This is a genomic window from Photobacterium angustum (assembly GCF_003026365.1).
GTDB classification, from domain to species: Bacteria; Pseudomonadota; Gammaproteobacteria; order Enterobacterales; family Vibrionaceae; genus Photobacterium; species Photobacterium angustum.
Window position 1 is genome coordinate 146192 of sequence record NZ_PYOM01000013.1, and the last position, 17673, is coordinate 163864.

The following is a 17673-nucleotide window of genomic DNA, read 5'->3' on the forward strand; positions in this document are numbered from 1 at the left end:
AAATTAAAAACATTTAGGAAAAATAATGAAAAAGAATGCACTAAGCCTTCTCGTGGCACTATCTGTATTAGCTCCTGTAGCAGCACAAGCAGCCGTTCAACTACCAGCTGGTACGCAAGAGATCGGTGTACAAGGTAACGCTAAACTAGGTAGTGGTTGGCATGCTGATCTTAACGGTACTTACGGTACTTTCGTTAAAGATAACTGGGAAGTAGGTGGTACTGCGACTGTTCGTGCTCAAGATGCAAATGATGAATTTAGCGGTCAGCTAGGTGTATTCACAGAGTACAACTTCGTGAACTCTACTAACTGGGTTCCTTACGTAGGTGCTGCTGCTGAAGTTGGTGGTTTATCTCTAAGCAACGAAGGTTCTGACAGCAACTGGGGCGCAAATGCTAAGTTCTCTGCTGGTGTTAAATACTTTATTAACCCTAACGTTGCTATCACTTCTGAAGTTAACTACAGCATCGCAACTGATAAGATCTTCTCTGGTGATTCTTACTCAAGCGAGCAAGCTAAGAACAGCCTAACTAATATCGTATTCGGTACTCGTTTCTACTTCTAAGCTTAAACAGCATTACGATGTAATAAAAAACCCGCTTTTAGCGGGTTTTTTTTGTATATAAAATTCGGAGTATAAGCCGTACAAAGTATCCATACTCCTATAGAGTGAAGTATGTAAGAAGAGAGGTGAGGTTGTCGCTAGCGAGGAGGAAAATTGGTATGTCACATTAAAAGAAAGTCTGCTTAACGTATTGCATTAAGCGTGAAGTATAAGCAGACTATTTTAATTCTCAAGGTAGTGCTTTAGACTTTTTAAATCGCTTTAAAAGCCAAGTACTTGATAAGCTAACAATAGCAATAGCGAGAGTAACAAATGGTGCTACCATCAATACCATTGTTGCTACTTTGGCGATTTTTTCTGGAAGCAGCGTTAATAAGTAACCTAACCCTGTTAATAGTAATACCCAAGCTGTAGCACTTAACCAAGCAAAACGGAAAAAGTGAGCCTGACTTTTAATCCTAAATCCCATCATTAAAGGTAATAAAGGGCGGACAACAGGAATAAATCGTGCGGTAAACAATGCAACAATACCATGACGAATAAGTAAATTATCCACCGTTTTCATTCGATGAGGTGGCACCATATTCACCCAACCTTTTACTTTTGGTAGATGATCCAGCCAGCGACCTTGCAAATAAGCCAACCAACTACCGATGGCAGACGCCACTATTAATAAGAATACTATCAATTTAAAATCAATGATCCCCATTGCACCTAATGTTCCAGCAAGAATAACGATGCTATCGCAAGGTAGGGGAGCTGCAGGTAAAAATGCACTTTCTAACCAAATGACAAATGTTACACAAACATAAATCATCACCATGCTTTCTGGGTTTTGTAATGCAACAAAATCTTGATGCCAGAGCGCAGAAAAAATAGATACAAATGAATCAAGCATCTATGTGTCCTTGTAATAAAAGTAGAAAATAAAATGTCGGTTGATGTTATTGAAACAGTGGCTCCCGACTATGTGTAAAACGAAATTGAAAATTGGCTAGAGGTAAAAGTTTTTTCCGTTTTAAACAAAGTTTTTCTATAGGTATCAGTATGTAAGAGAGTGAAACATTACTCTTTTGCCGTAACAAAGCAAGCAAATGATCACGTTGATGAGACAACGGAGAGATCGCCAGTTTAGGTAATGAGAGTAAAACGCGATAGCGCTGTGTTGAAGATATAAAAGTAGGGTCAACAGACGTTGTTGGTGTCGTTTGTTTAAGGTATTGGTTTGTATTAATTGCACTTGTTGTTGCAGACGCATAGTAATGAAAGAAAGCGCAACCAAGCAATAATGAGAAAACGTATAGTCGTTGAATACACGGCATTGCTATATCTTAGTTAAAGTAATCTGCAGCGTTATTAGTACTGAAATTACGATTAAATAGCAAACGTTTAGTTGTGTACAAATATTGCAAATACTTTTCGGTATCTGAATAAAAAAAGCCTCAATATCAAAAATATTGAGGCTTTATATATAGGCTCTATTTTTATGTTATTTATTTTGAATCACTTTTTTCATTTGGGTACCAATGAAAATGAAGCTGAAACCTTCAAATAGTAGTGATACACCAACAAAAATACCCAGTAATGACATAGAGAATTCTGGATTATTCATCAGAGTAAAGAAATAGACACCAATAGCGGTCGAAACCAAACCGCTAATTACAATCCAGCGCCAACCTGCAAGGTGTTTACGACTATTAAAGCCAAATAGCATACGAGTAACACCGTTGAAAATCATTGTGGCAATCATTAATACGGTAATAGTGACTAATCCAACAAAAGGCTGACTGAGAATAAATAAGCCGCCAATTAAATAGAATAGCGCACTAATAACGTACCAAATTTTAGTTTTCCAATCATGAATACTAAAGGTGTGATAGACCTGTACCAGACCGATTACAAGGAAAATAGTCCCAACTATTGTCGTGATAGTCATACCCGCAGCAATAGGTAAGCTAATTGCAAACATGCCCGCTAATGCGACAACAACACCAACAATAATAAACCATTTCCAGCCTTTGCTAAGCATTGAACTCACTGGGTTATCCATAATAAATACCTTAAAAGTAAAAATGTGTAATTTAAATGTTTTTCCTAATACTAGACGTAATTATTTGATTAGCTAGTAAAATTCTACAGATAAACAGCAATTTAAGTTTTTGAATACAACATGTGATGAAAAGAGATAGTGAGTATTAACAAAAATTGAATTGGCAGTGAAAATTGTGAGAAATGAAACAGGCGGTTAATTAAATGTGTTTTTTTGATCTAAAAAAAAGAGATAAAAGAAGAAAGCCTCTCGTAATGGAGGCTTTTGTTTCTTTATATTTGAAAGGTATTGAAATTAGTTAGCCTTACCAATTCGGAATTTACGTTTATTCCAGCTTCTAACAACAGAATATCGCCATAAACTACGGATGCCAAAATAGCCGATAAGCGCCGATACTACACTACAAATAAAGCAGCCAAGTAAAAATGGGGGACCAATTTGGCTCATTTGATTAAGTAAAAAATCCCATGAAAGCTCAAAATGAAACGCGACATGAGGACTATTCAATACCCAAGCACCTAACTTGTAAGCACCATAGAATAAAACAGGCATAGTCACAGGGTTACTTACCCAAACTAGAGCCACTGAAAGAGGCAGGTTTACACCAAATAATATAGCTAACCCAGCAGCCATAATCATTTGACTAGGAAGCGGGACGAAAGCCATGAATAAGCCAACGGCAAATGCACCTGACGCAGAACGACGGTTTAAGCACCATAAGTTCGGGTTATAAAGTACATTACCAAAGATCTTAAGTGCTTTTTGGCGCTTAATGACGTCATGGCTTGGTAAGAACTTTTTAATAAGATGTCTAGGCATAATTAATATTTATTAAAATGGCGATAACAGCATGTTACAAATAGCATTAGGTATCGCAATAGGTTTTCATTCACTGCATTGGTTATCATTTTTACCACCGTACTGGTGGTATATGACAGCAATAATAGTCAGTCTTGTTATTTTTTATTATTGTAAAAACCATTTTCTTTTCTGGTTTTCAATAAGTGCTTTTCTAGCGGTGTTATGTGCCGAACAATATCTTAAAAAAGTTGAAGACATTCCGCTAAATCGCACAAATCTTACCATAAATGTTCGTATTAGTGCTGTAATAAATAAAAATATACCAATTTCAAATATTGAAGTGGAAGTTGTTGATAACTATTTTCTACTGCGACAGGTTAGTGTAGAAAAAGCAACTTACACACATAAATAAATCTGGAAGAAACATTATCACTGACTATACTGTATGTATAGCCAGTGCTTTTCCATGAGGACTTTATGGCATTTTTAATCAATTCTAGTGATGCTTACAAAGAAACTAATCTCTCTATTAGTAATGGGCAATGCTCTGTTTCGCCTACCGCTGACAATATCGGCTCGCTGCCAACACTCTATTCTGAAAGTGGTGAATTTAATCACCAAGCAAACAGTTATCTCTTCTATCAAAAAGCCGTAAAGCAAGCGGTAGACCTGCAACCCTGCGCTCAAGCTTTAAAAGACTACTACCAATTTCTAGAGGATAAGAATCTTCAATGGAATGTATTCCCACCTGTAAAGCGTTTAAAGCCAACTTACTTATTTCGCTCTCATTTATTGAAGTTAATAAAGCAAGGAAAGTTGGCGCATTCTACCGCCAGTGTGCGTATGAATCAGGTAGTCAATTATTATAAGTGGTTGATGCATGATGGTTATCTGAAGATAAAGAACGAGAAAGAAGCGCCACTTCTGATGGAGTTCGTATCAATTAAGCGAACCGATATGCTGGCTCACACTGCTCCACGCTTCACGGTAGAAACCAGCGATTTAAGAATCAAAGTGCCAAGAGACAGTGATAGCAAAAACATTCGCCCTTTGAAACCATTAAGTCAGGACAGCTTATCGATTCTTACTAACTATCTGCCTGTTGCATCCGAAGAGCTAGGGCTTCAAATTTTGATTTCCATTGATACTGGACTTCGAATTCAAGAGGTCGCCACGCTAACACTCGATGCCCTCGATATCGCTAAACCACTTGCTGAATCTGAGCATCGTTATGAGATTACGGTTTCACCTCATCGAAATGGTGTGCAAACGAAATACGGTAAAGAGAGAACCATTGAAATATCGAAAGCTTTGCTTGATAAGCTAGGCACTTACCGCACATGTGATCGACGTTTAAAGCGAGTGAACAAACTAAATGCCAAGCTCAACAACCTAGAAAAGTCAGCAAAGGCGTTGAGCTACGAAGTGGTTGAGGCATTAGAGTTTTGTTTAAACCATGAACCCTTGTTTGTGAGTGAGCAAGGCAACCCTGTATCGCCCAAGTCCATTGAAGCCAGATGGTCGGAGTTAAGAAAGAAAATCAAACAAACTTATCCTGCCTTTGAGCATCGTTTCCATGATTTTCGTTCAACGTATGGCACGTATCGTCTTAATGACCTGCTCGAAGCTGGTTTGCCTGTTGTGGAGTCTATGGAATTACTAATGAGTTGGATGGGACATAAAAACGAATCTACTACTTGGAAGTACCTGCGTTACCTGAAACGTAAAGAAGCCTTCAAAGTTAAATTTGGCATACTTGATAGCATCATGCACGAAGTATTGGAGGCAGAGTGTGAGTGATATTACCTACCTTCACAATTGGAATCCTGACTTATGTATCCAGCTAAAAAGTCAACACAATGTTCGAGCTGACTTTAATCGATTTTTGGTTAAACACTTCCCATCCACAGAGGCGATACAACAAGGACAGGAATTTGAAGATGCCGATAGAGAAGGTTTTGTTTATCAGTTGAAATCTCGATTTGATGAAGCCATTAAAGAGAATGCAAGCCATCAAACCCTTTACGTCTTCTATAGAAGGATATCTCAATATCTTAGATGGTGCGATAAGGAAGGTGTTTGTTCTTTTACCCAATCTTCGATTGAAGACTACATGAATCACCAGAATGTGCGTGTAATGCGAGGGGAAATCAAAAGCGCATCTTATCAATCAATTCATTCCCAAACACTGACTGTTTTTACTCAATATTTAGATTTACCTCGCTCATATTTCAATAACGTTACCGTGCGTGATGTTAGTGATACAGAGTCTTATGAAGCTTACACACGAGACGATTTGAAGCAGATACTCCCTTTCTTACGGGCGTTATTTAAACAAACGCACCAACAGTTTATAGATGATCCTGAGAGGCATATCAAAGCGCCCCGTAATATACCTACCATGACTTTTCATTGGAAAGGCAGTGAGTATAAATTATGTGCTGCTATATCAAAAATGATGGCGGCTGCTACGTTTTTAATGGCGTATTACACCTACGCAAACACAAGTGAGTTATTCAAGTTAAAGCAGCCCGAGAACGCTTCAACTACGCTTGGCGAGGTATGGTATTCGATGCCAGCATTTAAGCGCAGAGCCTTTAAAACCATTCGTGTCGAAATGGGGGCGCATGAGCTAGAAATACCCAGATATTCGATGGATTTTTTCGATAAGTTACTTGAGGCTTCACGGTTGATTTCTGATGGTGAGAATGCCTTGTTGTTACAAGCCATCACCTCGAAAAAAGTACATCCGATTACACATAATAACCTACAAAATCTCCTTAAAAAATGGGTAGAAAAACACTTTACTTTCACTGACCAAACAGGTAGACGACTGCGCCCTGTCATTAGTCGCTTTCGAGAAACGGGCGCTCAATTAACCGCATACCATCAAGGTGAAATGGCGAATAACATTATGCTTGGAAATACGCCTAATGTTCGGAAGAAACATTACAGTGAGGGCAATAAGCAAAGCAATAATGGAATGCTACAAGACACTCTCGCCATTCGTGAAGAGCAAGCAAGAAGTGGTGTCAAAACGGAAGAAGCAAGAAAAAACAGCGGCATTGATGTACTTGTGATTGAAAAAGAAAATGCGATTAATTTACCCAATCTCAGTCGCACATCGAACGGTGGTAGTTGTGACGACCCTTTTGGTAGTAAGTCTCAAAAATACTCCAAAAAAGCGCATAAGCAAGGGTTAGCCAAAGAGGGAGAACGCCTCGCATGTGCTGATTTGTTGGGGTGTTTTGGCTGTCCTCATCAAGTGATTGTTCAATCCGTTGCAGATATATGGTGCTTGCTTTCGTTTAGAGCCTGTATTGAAGAGTCACTTTATCTTCATTTGGATGCTCACCATTACCGTAAGAATTTTGAGCAAGTTATGGTATTTATCGATTCTGAAATCCTTCCAAAGATTCATTCCAAAATAGTAAAACAAGCCCAAGAAAAACTGGATGACGATGGGCTTCACCCAGCATGGGATGAGCCTGAATCGATCCTTTATTTAATCCCTGAACGCCAACAGGAGAACGTGTGATGCCAATTGAGCACTTATATTTACATAACTTCCCTGAGAAGCACAAAGTAGAAGAGGTCGATGTTGTCACGCTCTATCATGAAGGGCGTTTTGATGCGTTGGATAAGGTGATTATCTGTAAAAACGATTTGGGTGAAGTGACGGCTACTTTTGGAGATAGCGATTGGTATTGCTATCCATTTTCTCGAAATAAAGTGAATAAAAGAAATTATCTACAATTTTCATCCCTTGATAACCATCCAGAGTTACAACGAGAGTTAAAGCTTTTTGTTTACGGTTGGCTTTTTAATAAAAACCCACAAGGTCGGAAGGCATCGAAATTTTCAACGGTGAATACAAAACTTACTAGCATAAATATAAGCTATCACTACCTTGCTGAGCATGGTTTTAGCTCTATCCGTGTCCTTTCAAACCCATCCGAATGGTCAACACTTGAATCCTATTTAGTCGAAAAAAACTACGCTAAAAGGACAATAGGAAATTGTTTTGCTGCTATCAACAAAGTCATTAAAGATGGCTCATGGCACAAGGTTAAGCATGGTTTTTCAGCGTTAATACAAAGCAATGTGTTATCAACAAAACTCAATTTGATAGAATCGCAACAAACACTGACTATTCCTGAGCGATTATGTGATGCCATTTATGGTAAAGCTATTGAGCTTATTGAAGGGGCGCACCCGTACAGAGATTTAATCGCTCAAATCGAAAATGATCTTCAAGAGAACTACCTTGAGGGAAAAAGAATTGTCGATGAGAAGGTTGCCAATGGTGAGACATATACTTATATGTTGGCTAATAGCAAGATAGATACCAATAAATATGGCATGGCCATTACGCGAAATCAGCCTCAAAGCGCAAGTGATATTATTGCGCGGCTTGCTAAAAAACTGCCAGATATACCACTTAACAACGGCAACGATTTTCAGCGGTATCTAGGGCAATTAATCACTTCAAGCTATATTGTCTGTGGTGGTTTTAGTGGTATGCGTGACTCAGAGCTAGATAAACTCACGCCAATAGTTATTACAAGGACACCTTTGAAGGGCGAGATTATCACATGCTCCAATCGCATACCTTTAAGCTTGGTGAAAAGCGAGAAACATGGGTGACAGCCAGTTCATCCAAGGTGGCTATTGAACTCATGATTATCCTCACTAATAGATGGCGACAAGAAGTTGATTATCCTGAGACAAAGTACGCTAACACGCTTTGGGTTAACCAGACTTATCGCTCGAAAGCACCTGTATTAATCACAGATTGGAATGCTCGCTTGAGACGATTCTGCAAGCAGTTTGGCTTTATTGTGACAGAGGAAGATTACCAAGATTGCCTTGACTCTAACCCTCAGTCACTTGAGAAAGTTAAAAATCAGGTAATAGTTGGTGAACCTTGGCCTATGACCCCACACCAATTTAGGCGCACTTTAGCATTCTATTGCATTAAGAACCGCTTTGGCACAATGGTGGCTCTCAAGCAGCAGTTTAAACACCTATATCTCGCTATGACAGAGTGGTATACCAACGGTGGTAAGCTGGCGAGTTACCGAAGCCTTGTCGTTGATGAAAAAATACAAGCCATGCTTGAAAACATAAACGCTGAGACTACGGCTAATAAGATATTCAAACAATGGCATTCGAATGAAAAACTATCAGGCTCTCATGGCAAAGCCATTGTAAAAATGCGTGGTGATGTACCAACCATTTACAGTTCTTGGGATGTGATTTACCAAGCGGTTAAAGATGGAAAACTCACACTGCATGGCTCTTTACATAGCTACTGTAAATCAGGCTATGATTGCGATATGGATGGTGTCGTTGCCCCTCAATTTTGCGTTGACTGTAGTTCTGGCAGTAGCATCATTGATGAACAACAGGCGAAATGGTGGCAGCGTAAACACAGTAGTTTAGTGGCTTATATGGGATCGGGCGAAGATATTTCTGTCAGTGAGAAAAGCCACTACATCACTCAAGTGAGAGCCGCAGAGAACGTAATGAGAGATTTTGATATGGACTTTGTGCCTTTCGAGGCTGAACTGAATATAGTTGAGGTCTAGGGTTATGGGTAAAAGTGAAAACACCTTAATTGTATTAGAAGCAGCTCTAGAGCGAATTGCTCAAGGAAAACCGAAGCGTATTCCCACCACACGAAAACTGAGCGTAAGAGCTGTGGAGGAAGAAGCTAATCTCGGTAACGGAAGTGGTTATTACTACCCTGATTTTGTTCAAAAGGTAAAGCAAACCAAAGCAGACATCGCAAAAGGTAACGGTGAGTACGTCAAGCCAGAAGTGGACGCTGTTCGTGAAAAGCTGAACGAACAAAAGCGAATCAAAGATAACTTTAAGCAAAAGTACCAAGAGGCTAATAATAAGTTGGCATTGATAGCTGCTTCTCAACACCACTTGAATGACCAATTAGTGAAAGCATTAGCTCGAATTGATGAATTGGAGCACGAAAATGCAGAGCTTAAAGAGGAACTGGTCACGTTAAAAAGAAGCCAAGTTGTGTCAATTAAGTAAGCTCAGTTTAGCCCACTAGATATTCGTCAAAGTGGGCTATTAATGCACAGCTACTAATGTTTAGTATGAGAAGCAGATAACAAGAGAAATTGATAACTTCGTAAATTGTTTCTGCCCCAAATCGAGTTAGATCAAATACTCATTTATATCGTGTTAACGTAATTTTGGATTAGTTTTTATAATGTTTTAATGTAATAGCTTGACGAATCATATAAAACTAAAACGCCTCACAGATTTCTGTGAGGCGATAGGCCAATATTAATGAAGCTGGTCAACAGTAAAATGTTTTGATGTATAAACCTTATTTACCTTGTCCCAAGGGATAGGGGTTAAGGTTGCGTTAGCATTTTCAGCTCTAATATTTAACTCGTCTTCATAGTCATGCTTGTAGGCAGTTGATGAATTTCCGTTATAGTCCGTTTCGGGTGTGCTCGTTGGTGACAGCTCTGTAATGTACGTATACTTTCCACATCCTTCTAGCCACACTTTCACTTGTCCATTTGGTAAGAAGCCAAAATCAAATGTCGTTTGGTAGCAAGCTCGTTTTATTCCATCTGGTCGAATGTAACTTTGCTTTTTATAGGCCAGCGCTTTCATTTTTGGGGTGACATCTAATTCAGTAATATAGAACTTCGCGTCAAAAAGGGACGTCCAATAAAGCACAACTTTATCGGGTAAATGATTTGTATATCTTATCTGGGAGTATTGAGCGATCCCAAAAGTTAACGATAATCCATATCCATCATAGTTCGATTGAGACTCTTTAATTCGTTCTAAATCGCTGATTGTCATAAATTGACTATGAGTGTGTAAAATAGAGGTCCAATCATCTTGGGTGTTAATACCATATGCTTTAGTGACTCTGACAGGGTAAAATGATGGCATAGCGTAACCAACCGTCCAATCAGGAACTTCATCAGGTACGCGTTCTCTATTTATCATGCTACAACCAGCCAGTAATAGGCAGAGCACCCCTGTTGATATAATATTTTTCATTTACAGTCTTTGTTTAAGGAACGCTTAATCTAGATTTTTAATTGAGCGCCTCACAGAAACCTGTGAGGCGGTAGGCCAATATTAATGAAGCTGATCTACAAAATAATTCTCTGATGTATAAACCTTATTTACCTTGTCCCAAGGGATAGGCGTTAAGGTTGCGTTAGCCTTTTTAGCTCTTTTAAGTACAGAGTTTCTTGTCTGGTTGTGATCAGAGTAAGTACTTCCGTTATAGTCCGTTTCGGGGGTGCTCGTTGGTGACAGCTCAGTAACGTACGTATACTTGCCACACCCTTCAAGCCACACTTTCACTTGCCCATTTGGTAGGAAACCAAAATCAAATTGACTTTGATAGCAAGTACGTTTTATTCCGTCAGATTCCACATGATGCTGTTGTGTATACATCAGCGCTTTCATTTTTGGGGTGACATCTAATTCAGTAATATAGAACTTCGCATTAAAAAGGGATGTCCAGTAAAGCACGACTTTATCGGGTAGATGATTGGTTTTCATAATCTGTTCATAGTAAGCAATTGTAGAATAACTTCTTAATGGCATACCATAACCATCATAATTAGGTAAAAAACCCTTTATACGCTTAAAATCACTAACCGTCATAAATTGACTATGAGTGTGTAAAATAGAGGTCCAATCTTCTTGCGTGTTAATACCATATGCTTTAGTGACTCTGACAGGGTAAAATGATGGCATAGCGTAACCAACCGTCCAATCAGGAACTTCATCAGGTACGCGTTCTCTATTTATCATGCTACAACCGGCCAGTAATAGGCAGAGCACCCCTGTTGATATAATATTTTTCATTTACTGTCCTTGTTTACATTCGAATATTTGACGACAGGCAATACTGCCATCGTTATTATAAAATGGATGATTAGCTATCCCCCCATCAGCAGAATGGTGAATCAGCTCGTTTTGCATAAAATCGTGTAAACGTTCATCGTTACACAACGATTTAATAATTTTATCTATTTCCCCATTTTTAGCGTCTTGTAAGATTGTTTCGCAATCTCGACCAAAAGGGATAGAGCCTACTGTTTGAGGAACGATATAGGTAGGAAAATCTTTGTTGTTCCATATAGTCATATCCTCGACCTTATCATCCAATGGCACCCCATAATGGCAGGCTAGGCCGTACATAAGGCGTAAATACAATCGAGAAAGGTCGCCCTGTACAACGCGGCGGTAATATAATTTGGTTGATATCTGCTTCTGATTTTTGCCCCAGTTTGTTACATAGGTGCGCATCATAAAATGACTATCTTTCCAGCCCATTGCGATTTCTTTTTCTTTGTGTTGTTGAAGATAATCTTCAAAACGTGTCTGGATTTTTCGTAATTCACTATTATCGAAACGACCTCTTTGAGTCAGCGTTTTCACACACTTATTTTCCAGTAGCGGTAATAGGTAACCTTTATCGAATGCTGTTGATGCATAATAACCACCGCCGATGTCTGAGTGACACCCCGGGACTTCAAGCTCAATAAAATTAGACGCCGAGTTAAATTTATTGAGACAGAAATTGTAACGGTATTCCGCTTTTCGATGGGCCGTTAAGTGAACGGCATGTTTAACACGAGCGGGGTCTAACCATAATTTCACGTTTCCCGTTTTGTCATTATGTGGTGAGAAATCACCTGTCATGAAGTTTGTGATTGCTGCGACAGTATCAAAAATACCCGCGAAGGTGATTTCACAATAGCGATTATCTTGCCAGTCAAAGTTAACAGCAAAGTTGATGTTATTATCTTGACAAGCTTGCGTTATTTGAGACGCAAAAATACCTTCAACGCCTTCTAACACAAGGTTGATGAAATGTCGTGCCGCCGCTGCGCCTCGACTAAATCCCCACACATCTAATTCGATTTTTTTTATACCATCATAGTTTGAAAAGTTATCGTTAATACTTGAACGAATAACTCTCAACTTTTCACATAATTGCTTAATGCCAGTTTCCGCTTTTTGAGTGACACCATAATCACCAATGCCGAACCCTTGACCAAAAAGTAAATATTCTTCAGCAGGAGCAATATCAGTGCTGTTACCAGTGCCAATTCCCGTTACATATTCACCATGATAGGCAATTCGCTCTTTTATATTTGGGGTTAATATTGTCGGATAACGTTCAAATAATTTCTGAATATTAGTATGTTCATTAGCAGCGCTACTGGTAACTTCATAAACCTCAACACACTGGTTTTCATCCGGTTTATTTTCAACAGGGATCCGAAATTTTTCATCTTGAGGAAATTGAAAGCATCGGTCATCTAAATCTTTTATCGGAACTAAGCCATTATGGCTAGCAGTTTCAAAACGCGATTGCCACAATGGGTTATAACGCTTAATTTGCTCGAGCCCCCAATCAGAGCTGTATGTGTTATTGCCTGTACCATCGAAAAACATGCCGACCCGAAGGGTTATATAATTAAATCCTTTGATTTTGATAACATAACTATTATTCGTAATTAATGTCACCTCACCTTCAGCTTCAGCGACGTGTTTAGGTGGAAGCACTTGTCCTGATTGTAGTTCAACAAAGTCTCCAGCGGTGGCTGTAATGAGCTTTTTGGCACAGCTGTCATAGCCTACAGATTCAAGGCGTTTACTGACCGTTTCCTCTTCCGCCTCTTCGAGTGATGTTCGTTGTTGTGATTCGTTTAACCATGCAACATTATCAAACATTAACGTGACTGGGCCAGGGGCCAGTGTTTTCACTAGAGTCGGCTCATCTTTGAGCTGTATCTTAATGGTGGCACCGGAAGCATCAGTCAATTGACCATGGATATTTTTAAAAGGCACGTTGTGTTCATCGACGAACAGAAATTCAATCCAATTCTCTGAACGTTCACATGGGATACAAAATGGACTTGCGCCTGTAGGACTACTCATGAGATTTTCCCTAACCAATATTGAAGCTCTTTTTGCTCATTACTGTCTAAACGTAATTTTTCTATGACCAAAGATGAGGGTGTATGGGTTGTAACTATCAATTGAGCGATGGTCCAAAACTCTAATGACTCTCTTTCTATCGATAGGCTACCTTGATGAAATAAAGCCGTTAAATCCGACTCTTTCTTACTCAATTTTTCCATTAATTCAGGTACGCTTTGCCAAAGTCTCCTTGAAACACAATAGGCGTGGTTATTAATGTTATAAAGTTCAGAAAAGTCTTCATCGTTGAGTACCCACCACGGTGCCTGTTGAAGAGAAAACTGATCTGGATAAGGATTTTCCAAACAGGTTTGTTCGCCATTGATTGTCATATGAACGCGATGTGAAGCCCCCAGAAAGAGTACACGACGCTCTAAGGTACTGTTTTGATATACCGCATTAAATATGTCTGGGTCATAAAAGCGAAACATGACACTTTCACCTTGATAGCCAGCCATTAACAGTGAACGTAAATGGGCAATCAACATTTCATACAAGGGGGCTTCAAACATGATACCTTTAGTCAATAACGCTTCATTTAGGCTCTTATGATTGTTCGTGATTTTAATGACCCATGGAGACACGTCGACCAAATTATGAAAATAGTCAGTCGTAAATAAAGGCTCTGCACTTTCCAAATAGCTGGCATTAGAGTTTAAGACTTCTTTATATGATTCATGATTAACAACCCAATATAACGGGTGAATATTTTCTATTTTGCTCAACATTCGCTTTTCTCCGCCAGAGGGCAGGCTTTTACCAATGGTACATTGGCTTTTTCTGCTTTCATAAATGCGGCAATGGGGACTGTTACTGTCGGTGCTAATGTTGTTGCAAGTTCAACTTCTCCCGGAAGTAACGGAGCAATACCGCCATATCCCGTACCACTGCCTGCACTGCCACCTGCATTGATGTTGACGGCTGCTCCTGAGAGCGATACGCCTGATGCGTCGATTTTGATGAAGCTGCCGCCGGCTTTTAAGGTCAGCTCTGCGCCGGCTTCTATCACCACTTTTGTGCCGCCTTTCAAATGCACTTCATTTCCTGCATCAACCAATAATGCTTGGCCTTGTTTCATGTGTAAGCTGCCATCAACCGCAACGGTTTGATCGGCTTTTACATGACTACGGCTTTCACCGTCGACGGTTAGGTGATCATGAGTTTTAATGTGGGTGAAACGTTCATTGTCTACATCAAGGTGTAAATCGTGTTTGATGTCGTCTTTGCGATCGTTTTCCACCAAGGTATTCACGTCTTTTTGCGCGTGAACGTAGATTTCTTCTTTGCCTGCTTGGTCTTCAAAGCGCAGTTCGTTATAGCCATCACCTTGGTGTGTTTCTGTTCGCAATACCGTGCGGGTTTTATTCGCCGGTAACGGGTAAGGGGGCTTGTTGGTCGCATGGTAAGTGCGGCCAGTGATAATCGGTTGGTCTGGGTCACCTTCTAAGAAACTAACAATGACCTCGTGTCCAATACGCGGTAATGCGACCATGCCATATTGGCTACCCGCCCAGCCTTGGGAGACACGTATCCAGCAACTCGCATTATCATCACTGTTACTGTATCGGTCCCATGGGAACTGGACTTTTACCCGACCGTATTCATCACAGTAAATCTCTTCGCCTTCAGGGCCCACTACCATCGCAATTTGTGGGCCATCAACACGAGGCTTAGCCGTGTAGGGGGCTCGCCATGGGCGATGACCGGGTATCACAATAAAGTCATTGTTATAGGTGGTTACACCTTGTCCGCCAGCTTCTTCTAATGCTTGCGGTTGCGTACCCATATGGTTAACCGCCACCACGAGCCATTCGTCATTACATTGCTCATCATCGTGCTCTTGCAAGGCAAAGTTCACCCCTGCAATTAAACCGTGGGTGTTACTTTCACCATAGGCTGTATTGGCATCACGACGTAATGATTCAAGTCGAAAAGAAGTAAACGGCTTACCGCTAGCATCATCTTTGTAACGCCCTGGGTAATCGTAATGTTCGTAATTGGCTTGCTGATAATCAGCTTCTTTCGCATTGGCCGTTTGTAAGAAGCTATAAGCTGGCTTTTTAAAGCTGTAATCTTTGAGTTGCGCAGACGATGGCCGAATTTGCGTATGGCGAGCAAAGGTGCGCACAAAAGGCACGCCACTTTGACCACCACTGCGGCTGTTATAGGGCAGTGGTTCCGTCAGTCGAGCGGCACTTTGGGTGTCATCAGAAAAACGCAGGGTATTCTTTTTATTATCATGGACAAAGCTGTAAAACAGGCCTTCTTCTGCGGCAATGCGGTCGATAAAGGCTAAATCTGTTTCACGGTACTGGACGCAATATTCACGCGGCACGTAATCTCGCGTTAAGATGAAATCAACATCGGTAATTCCTAATTCTTGTAATATCACCGAGATAATTTCAGGCACCGTTTGTGTTTGAAAGATACGGCTATTATGGCGCAACGCGAGGCGGGCTGCTGGCGGTACAAACTCTACCTGATACAAGGTGTGGTGATGGCCTGTGTCACCTTGGGTAAAACGTCGAATAATGCCATGCCATTGCTGTTGCTGTTCACCGTCTCGCCAGACCGTGAGCGTGGCCGTGTTATCGACGGTCTCTTGCGGTGTATAGGCCGGGTGACGACTGGCTAAGTCGATGGTAAAGGCGAAAGGCAGAGACAGGCTGTCAGTGCCTGAAAATTGTGTGACGGCAAAGGCATCGGCATCTAGCCCATCGACTTCAAATGTAAATTGCAAACCCGTTTTTGTTGCCATACTGACCTCGTGATTAAACCTTTGCTAACGTTGGCCTTGCGGCGTATTTAGCAAAGGCATAAACGAAAAGCAGCCTACACAGGTGTGTAGGCTGATACATAGTTGAGTGCGATTACGCTTCTAGCGGTGCACGCCAGTCATCAGCACCAGATGTGCCAGATACCGTGTGATCCCAGTTAATTGCACGGTAAGCCATTGATACTTCGATAAGCTGAGTGAAGTCTTCTTTTGATGAATCTTGGCAGTGTGGCATGTGGGTGTTGATATCAACAATCGTTGCATCGGTCAGCGTCGTAGTGAAGTAGTGCTCTTGCTTACCTTCAACCGATGTGCGGTACCACTTCAGCTCTACAGACGGTAGCATTTCACCTGATGCCAATGAGTTGTACATCAGAGGAACAGCTTTGTTCAGTGCCACGGTAAATTTAAATGGCTTGTGAACACGTTGACCTGAAGGCTGACCTGATTGTGGATCAGTAGGAACAGTAACAACGTGCTTGAATTCTTGAACAAGCATTTGGTCTTCGTGACCTTCAACATAGATGTTACCGACAGAATCAGGCGTGAACGCACCGGCTGTGATGTTACCCTGAGTTTGGCCTTGGATTGCGATATAACAAGGAGTTGGCATCTTAATATCCTATTTTATGATGGATTAAATTACACAGCCTATGCTGTGACGACGTGCTGTTAAAGCATGAAGCGTGCCAGCTTTTAAATTATTGATAAGTATAGGTTTTGCATTTTTCTGCTATTAATTATTGAGCAACATGTTGCCCGGCTGGGCAAGATCTTGCTCGGTCTGGGCCATTTCTTGCTCGGTGGCTTAATATAAAATGCTCGAAATATGAAGTTAGAGAGGGGATGGTCGTTACTGATATGAGTTTGGCTGTGTGATGTGTAAACCTGCTGTTCGAGTATGACTTATTGGAAATCTGTGACGAAGGTTTTTACGATAAACCAAAAGTTAAAATAGATTTTCCATATATTTCCTAATACGAATTGCCCCAAATAGGGTGAATATTCTAAGTAACTTTTGTCCAACTTCGAGCTAGCTTTCATAGCTGGCTCATTTTACCCCGTTATGAGTTAGACCTAATGCTCATTCATATATTATTAACGTGATTTTGGATTAGTTTTAGGTATCAGTTAAACGCCACTTTTGAGGCTCTCAGTCGCAAACACCGCCCTGATTGAATATCCTAAAACCAGTAACATCATTAACAAAGTTACAACGTCAAAATTGTACTTGTTTTATATTCTTTTTTTATAAAAATGCATGCTTTACTGTACAATCGTCTTGAGCTTCGATCAGGATGTTCGTGAAAGATGTTTATTGTTAAATAGAGTTACTTTCGGGCAAATTATTGCCAAAGTCTTTCATGATATATGATCTGTGCATAATCATTACTTAAAGTGTTCACGAATGTTAAAATATCTATTTTTGATAACTTCTTTTTTATTCATCTGTCCTCAGACTTATGCCGCTACTGAAGGGTT

The 17673-nt window shown here is 40.3% G+C and carries 14 protein-coding genes and 1 pseudogene; 6 read left to right on the plus strand and 9 right to left on the minus strand.

Going from position 1 to position 17673, the window contains the following annotated elements:
• Positions 1 to 25: 25 nt before the first annotated feature.
• Positions 26 to 565, plus strand: coding sequence for an outer membrane beta-barrel protein (locus CTN01_RS14665; RefSeq protein WP_045083011.1), 540 nt, complete (start codon positions 26 to 28; stop codon positions 563 to 565).
• 229 nt (positions 566 to 794) lie between these two features.
• On the opposite strand, the gene CTN01_RS14670 is transcribed toward CTN01_RS14665, so the two are convergent.
• From CTN01_RS14670 to CTN01_RS14680, 3 genes are all read right to left on the minus strand, one after another.
• Positions 795 to 1463, minus strand: coding sequence for a DedA family protein (locus tag CTN01_RS14670; protein WP_005367132.1), 669 nt, complete (start codon positions 1461 to 1463; stop codon positions 795 to 797).
• Between the two features lie 591 nt (positions 1464 to 2054).
• Positions 2055 to 2615 (minus strand): HdeD family acid-resistance protein, encoded by a 561-nt coding sequence (locus CTN01_RS14675; RefSeq protein ID WP_045149630.1) that lies wholly within the window; start codon positions 2613 to 2615, stop codon positions 2055 to 2057.
• A gap of 294 nt (positions 2616 to 2909) precedes the next feature.
• On the minus strand, positions 2910 to 3434 hold the full coding sequence (locus tag CTN01_RS14680; protein ID WP_045127141.1) for a DUF2062 domain-containing protein: 525 nt from the start codon (positions 3432 to 3434) through the stop codon (positions 2910 to 2912).
• Between the two features lie 31 nt (positions 3435 to 3465).
• Here CTN01_RS14680 and CTN01_RS14685 point away from each other — a divergent pair, with 31 nt between their 5' ends.
• The 5 genes and pseudogenes from CTN01_RS14685 (at position 3466) to CTN01_RS14705 (ending at position 9470) form a co-directional block, all read left to right on the plus strand.
• Positions 3466 to 3828, plus strand: coding sequence for a hypothetical protein (locus CTN01_RS14685; RefSeq protein ID WP_249033685.1), 363 nt, complete (start codon positions 3466 to 3468; stop codon positions 3826 to 3828).
• A gap of 65 nt (positions 3829 to 3893) precedes the next feature.
• Positions 3894 to 5216, plus strand: coding sequence for a tyrosine-type recombinase/integrase (locus tag CTN01_RS14690; RefSeq protein ID WP_045149632.1), 1323 nt, complete (start codon positions 3894 to 3896; stop codon positions 5214 to 5216).
• Positions 5209 to 6954: a hypothetical protein gene (locus tag CTN01_RS14695; RefSeq protein WP_045149633.1), complete on the plus strand. Its 1746-nt coding sequence runs from the start codon at positions 5209 to 5211 to the stop codon at positions 6952 to 6954. Before CTN01_RS14690 ends, CTN01_RS14695 begins: the two co-directional genes overlap by 8 nt.
• Positions 6954 to 9007, plus strand: a pseudogene (locus tag CTN01_RS23265) (site-specific integrase). The gene CTN01_RS14695 and the pseudogene CTN01_RS23265 overlap by 1 nt, the downstream one beginning before the upstream one ends.
• Positions 9008 to 9011: 4 nt before the next feature.
• A complete protein-coding gene (locus tag CTN01_RS14705; RefSeq protein WP_045149635.1) occupies positions 9012 to 9470 on the plus strand; it encodes a hypothetical protein in 459 nt (152 codons plus the stop codon).
• 258 nt (positions 9471 to 9728) lie between these two features.
• Here CTN01_RS14705 and CTN01_RS14710 read toward each other — a convergent pair whose 3' ends face one another.
• From CTN01_RS14710 to CTN01_RS14735, 6 genes are all read right to left on the minus strand, one after another.
• Entirely contained in the window at positions 9729 to 10466 is a 738-nt protein-coding gene (locus CTN01_RS14710; protein ID WP_107188494.1) for a DUF2931 family protein, read from the minus strand.
• A gap of 81 nt (positions 10467 to 10547) precedes the next feature.
• The gene (locus CTN01_RS14715; protein ID WP_045186967.1) at positions 10548 to 11288 is read right to left on the minus strand and encodes a DUF2931 family protein; all 741 of its coding nucleotides are present in this window, start codon (positions 11286 to 11288) and stop codon (positions 10548 to 10550) included.
• Complete coding sequence (locus CTN01_RS14720) at positions 11289 to 13373, minus strand: phospholipase effector Tle1 domain-containing protein (RefSeq protein WP_045150641.1); 2085 nt, start codon at positions 13371 to 13373, stop codon at positions 11289 to 11291. It abuts the gene before it with no gap.
• Positions 13370 to 14143: a DUF4123 domain-containing protein gene (locus CTN01_RS14725; protein ID WP_045150640.1), complete on the minus strand. Its 774-nt coding sequence runs from the start codon at positions 14141 to 14143 to the stop codon at positions 13370 to 13372. Before CTN01_RS14725 ends, CTN01_RS14720 begins: the two co-directional genes overlap by 4 nt.
• On the minus strand, positions 14137 to 16173 hold the full coding sequence (locus CTN01_RS14730; protein ID WP_107342184.1) for a type VI secretion system Vgr family protein: 2037 nt from the start codon (positions 16171 to 16173) through the stop codon (positions 14137 to 14139). The genes CTN01_RS14725 and CTN01_RS14730 overlap by 7 nt, the downstream gene beginning before the upstream one ends.
• Before the next feature lie 112 nt (positions 16174 to 16285).
• Complete coding sequence (locus CTN01_RS14735) at positions 16286 to 16804, minus strand: Hcp family type VI secretion system effector (protein WP_005365509.1); 519 nt, start codon at positions 16802 to 16804, stop codon at positions 16286 to 16288.
• Between the last annotated feature and the right edge of the window lie 869 nt (positions 16805 to 17673).

Bases quoted from the DNA above. Each gene is read 5' to 3' on its own strand.
- CTN01_RS14675 (WP_045149630.1), bottom strand. From the start codon at position 2,615: ATGGATAACCCAGTGAGTTCAATGCTTAGCAAAGGCTGGAAATGGTTT.
- CTN01_RS14715 (WP_045186967.1), bottom strand. From the start codon at position 11,288: ATGAAAAATATTATATCAACAGGGGTGCTCTGCCTATTACTGGCCGGT.
- CTN01_RS14685 (WP_249033685.1), top strand. From the start codon at position 3,466: ATGTTACAAATAGCATTAGGTATCGCAATAGGTTTTCATTCACTGCAT.
- CTN01_RS14710 (WP_107188494.1), bottom strand. From the start codon at position 10,466: ATGAAAAATATTATATCAACAGGGGTGCTCTGCCTATTACTGGCTGGT.
- CTN01_RS14690 (WP_045149632.1), top strand. From the start codon at position 3,894: ATGGCATTTTTAATCAATTCTAGTGATGCTTACAAAGAAACTAATCTC.
- CTN01_RS14720 (WP_045150641.1), bottom strand. From the start codon at position 13,373: ATGAGTAGTCCTACAGGCGCAAGTCCATTTTGTATCCCATGTGAACGT.
- CTN01_RS14725 (WP_045150640.1), bottom strand. From the start codon at position 14,143: ATGTTGAGCAAAATAGAAAATATTCACCCGTTATATTGGGTTGTTAAT.
- CTN01_RS14665 (WP_045083011.1), top strand. From the start codon at position 26: ATGAAAAAGAATGCACTAAGCCTTCTCGTGGCACTATCTGTATTAGCT.
- CTN01_RS14670 (WP_005367132.1), bottom strand. From the start codon at position 1,463: ATGCTTGATTCATTTGTATCTATTTTTTCTGCGCTCTGGCATCAAGAT.
- CTN01_RS14705 (WP_045149635.1), top strand. From the start codon at position 9,012: ATGGGTAAAAGTGAAAACACCTTAATTGTATTAGAAGCAGCTCTAGAG.
- CTN01_RS14680 (WP_045127141.1), bottom strand. From the start codon at position 3,434: ATGCCTAGACATCTTATTAAAAAGTTCTTACCAAGCCATGACGTCATT.
- CTN01_RS14730 (WP_107342184.1), bottom strand. From the start codon at position 16,173: ATGGCAACAAAAACGGGTTTGCAATTTACATTTGAAGTCGATGGGCTA.
- CTN01_RS14735 (WP_005365509.1), bottom strand. From the start codon at position 16,804: ATGCCAACTCCTTGTTATATCGCAATCCAAGGCCAAACTCAGGGTAAC.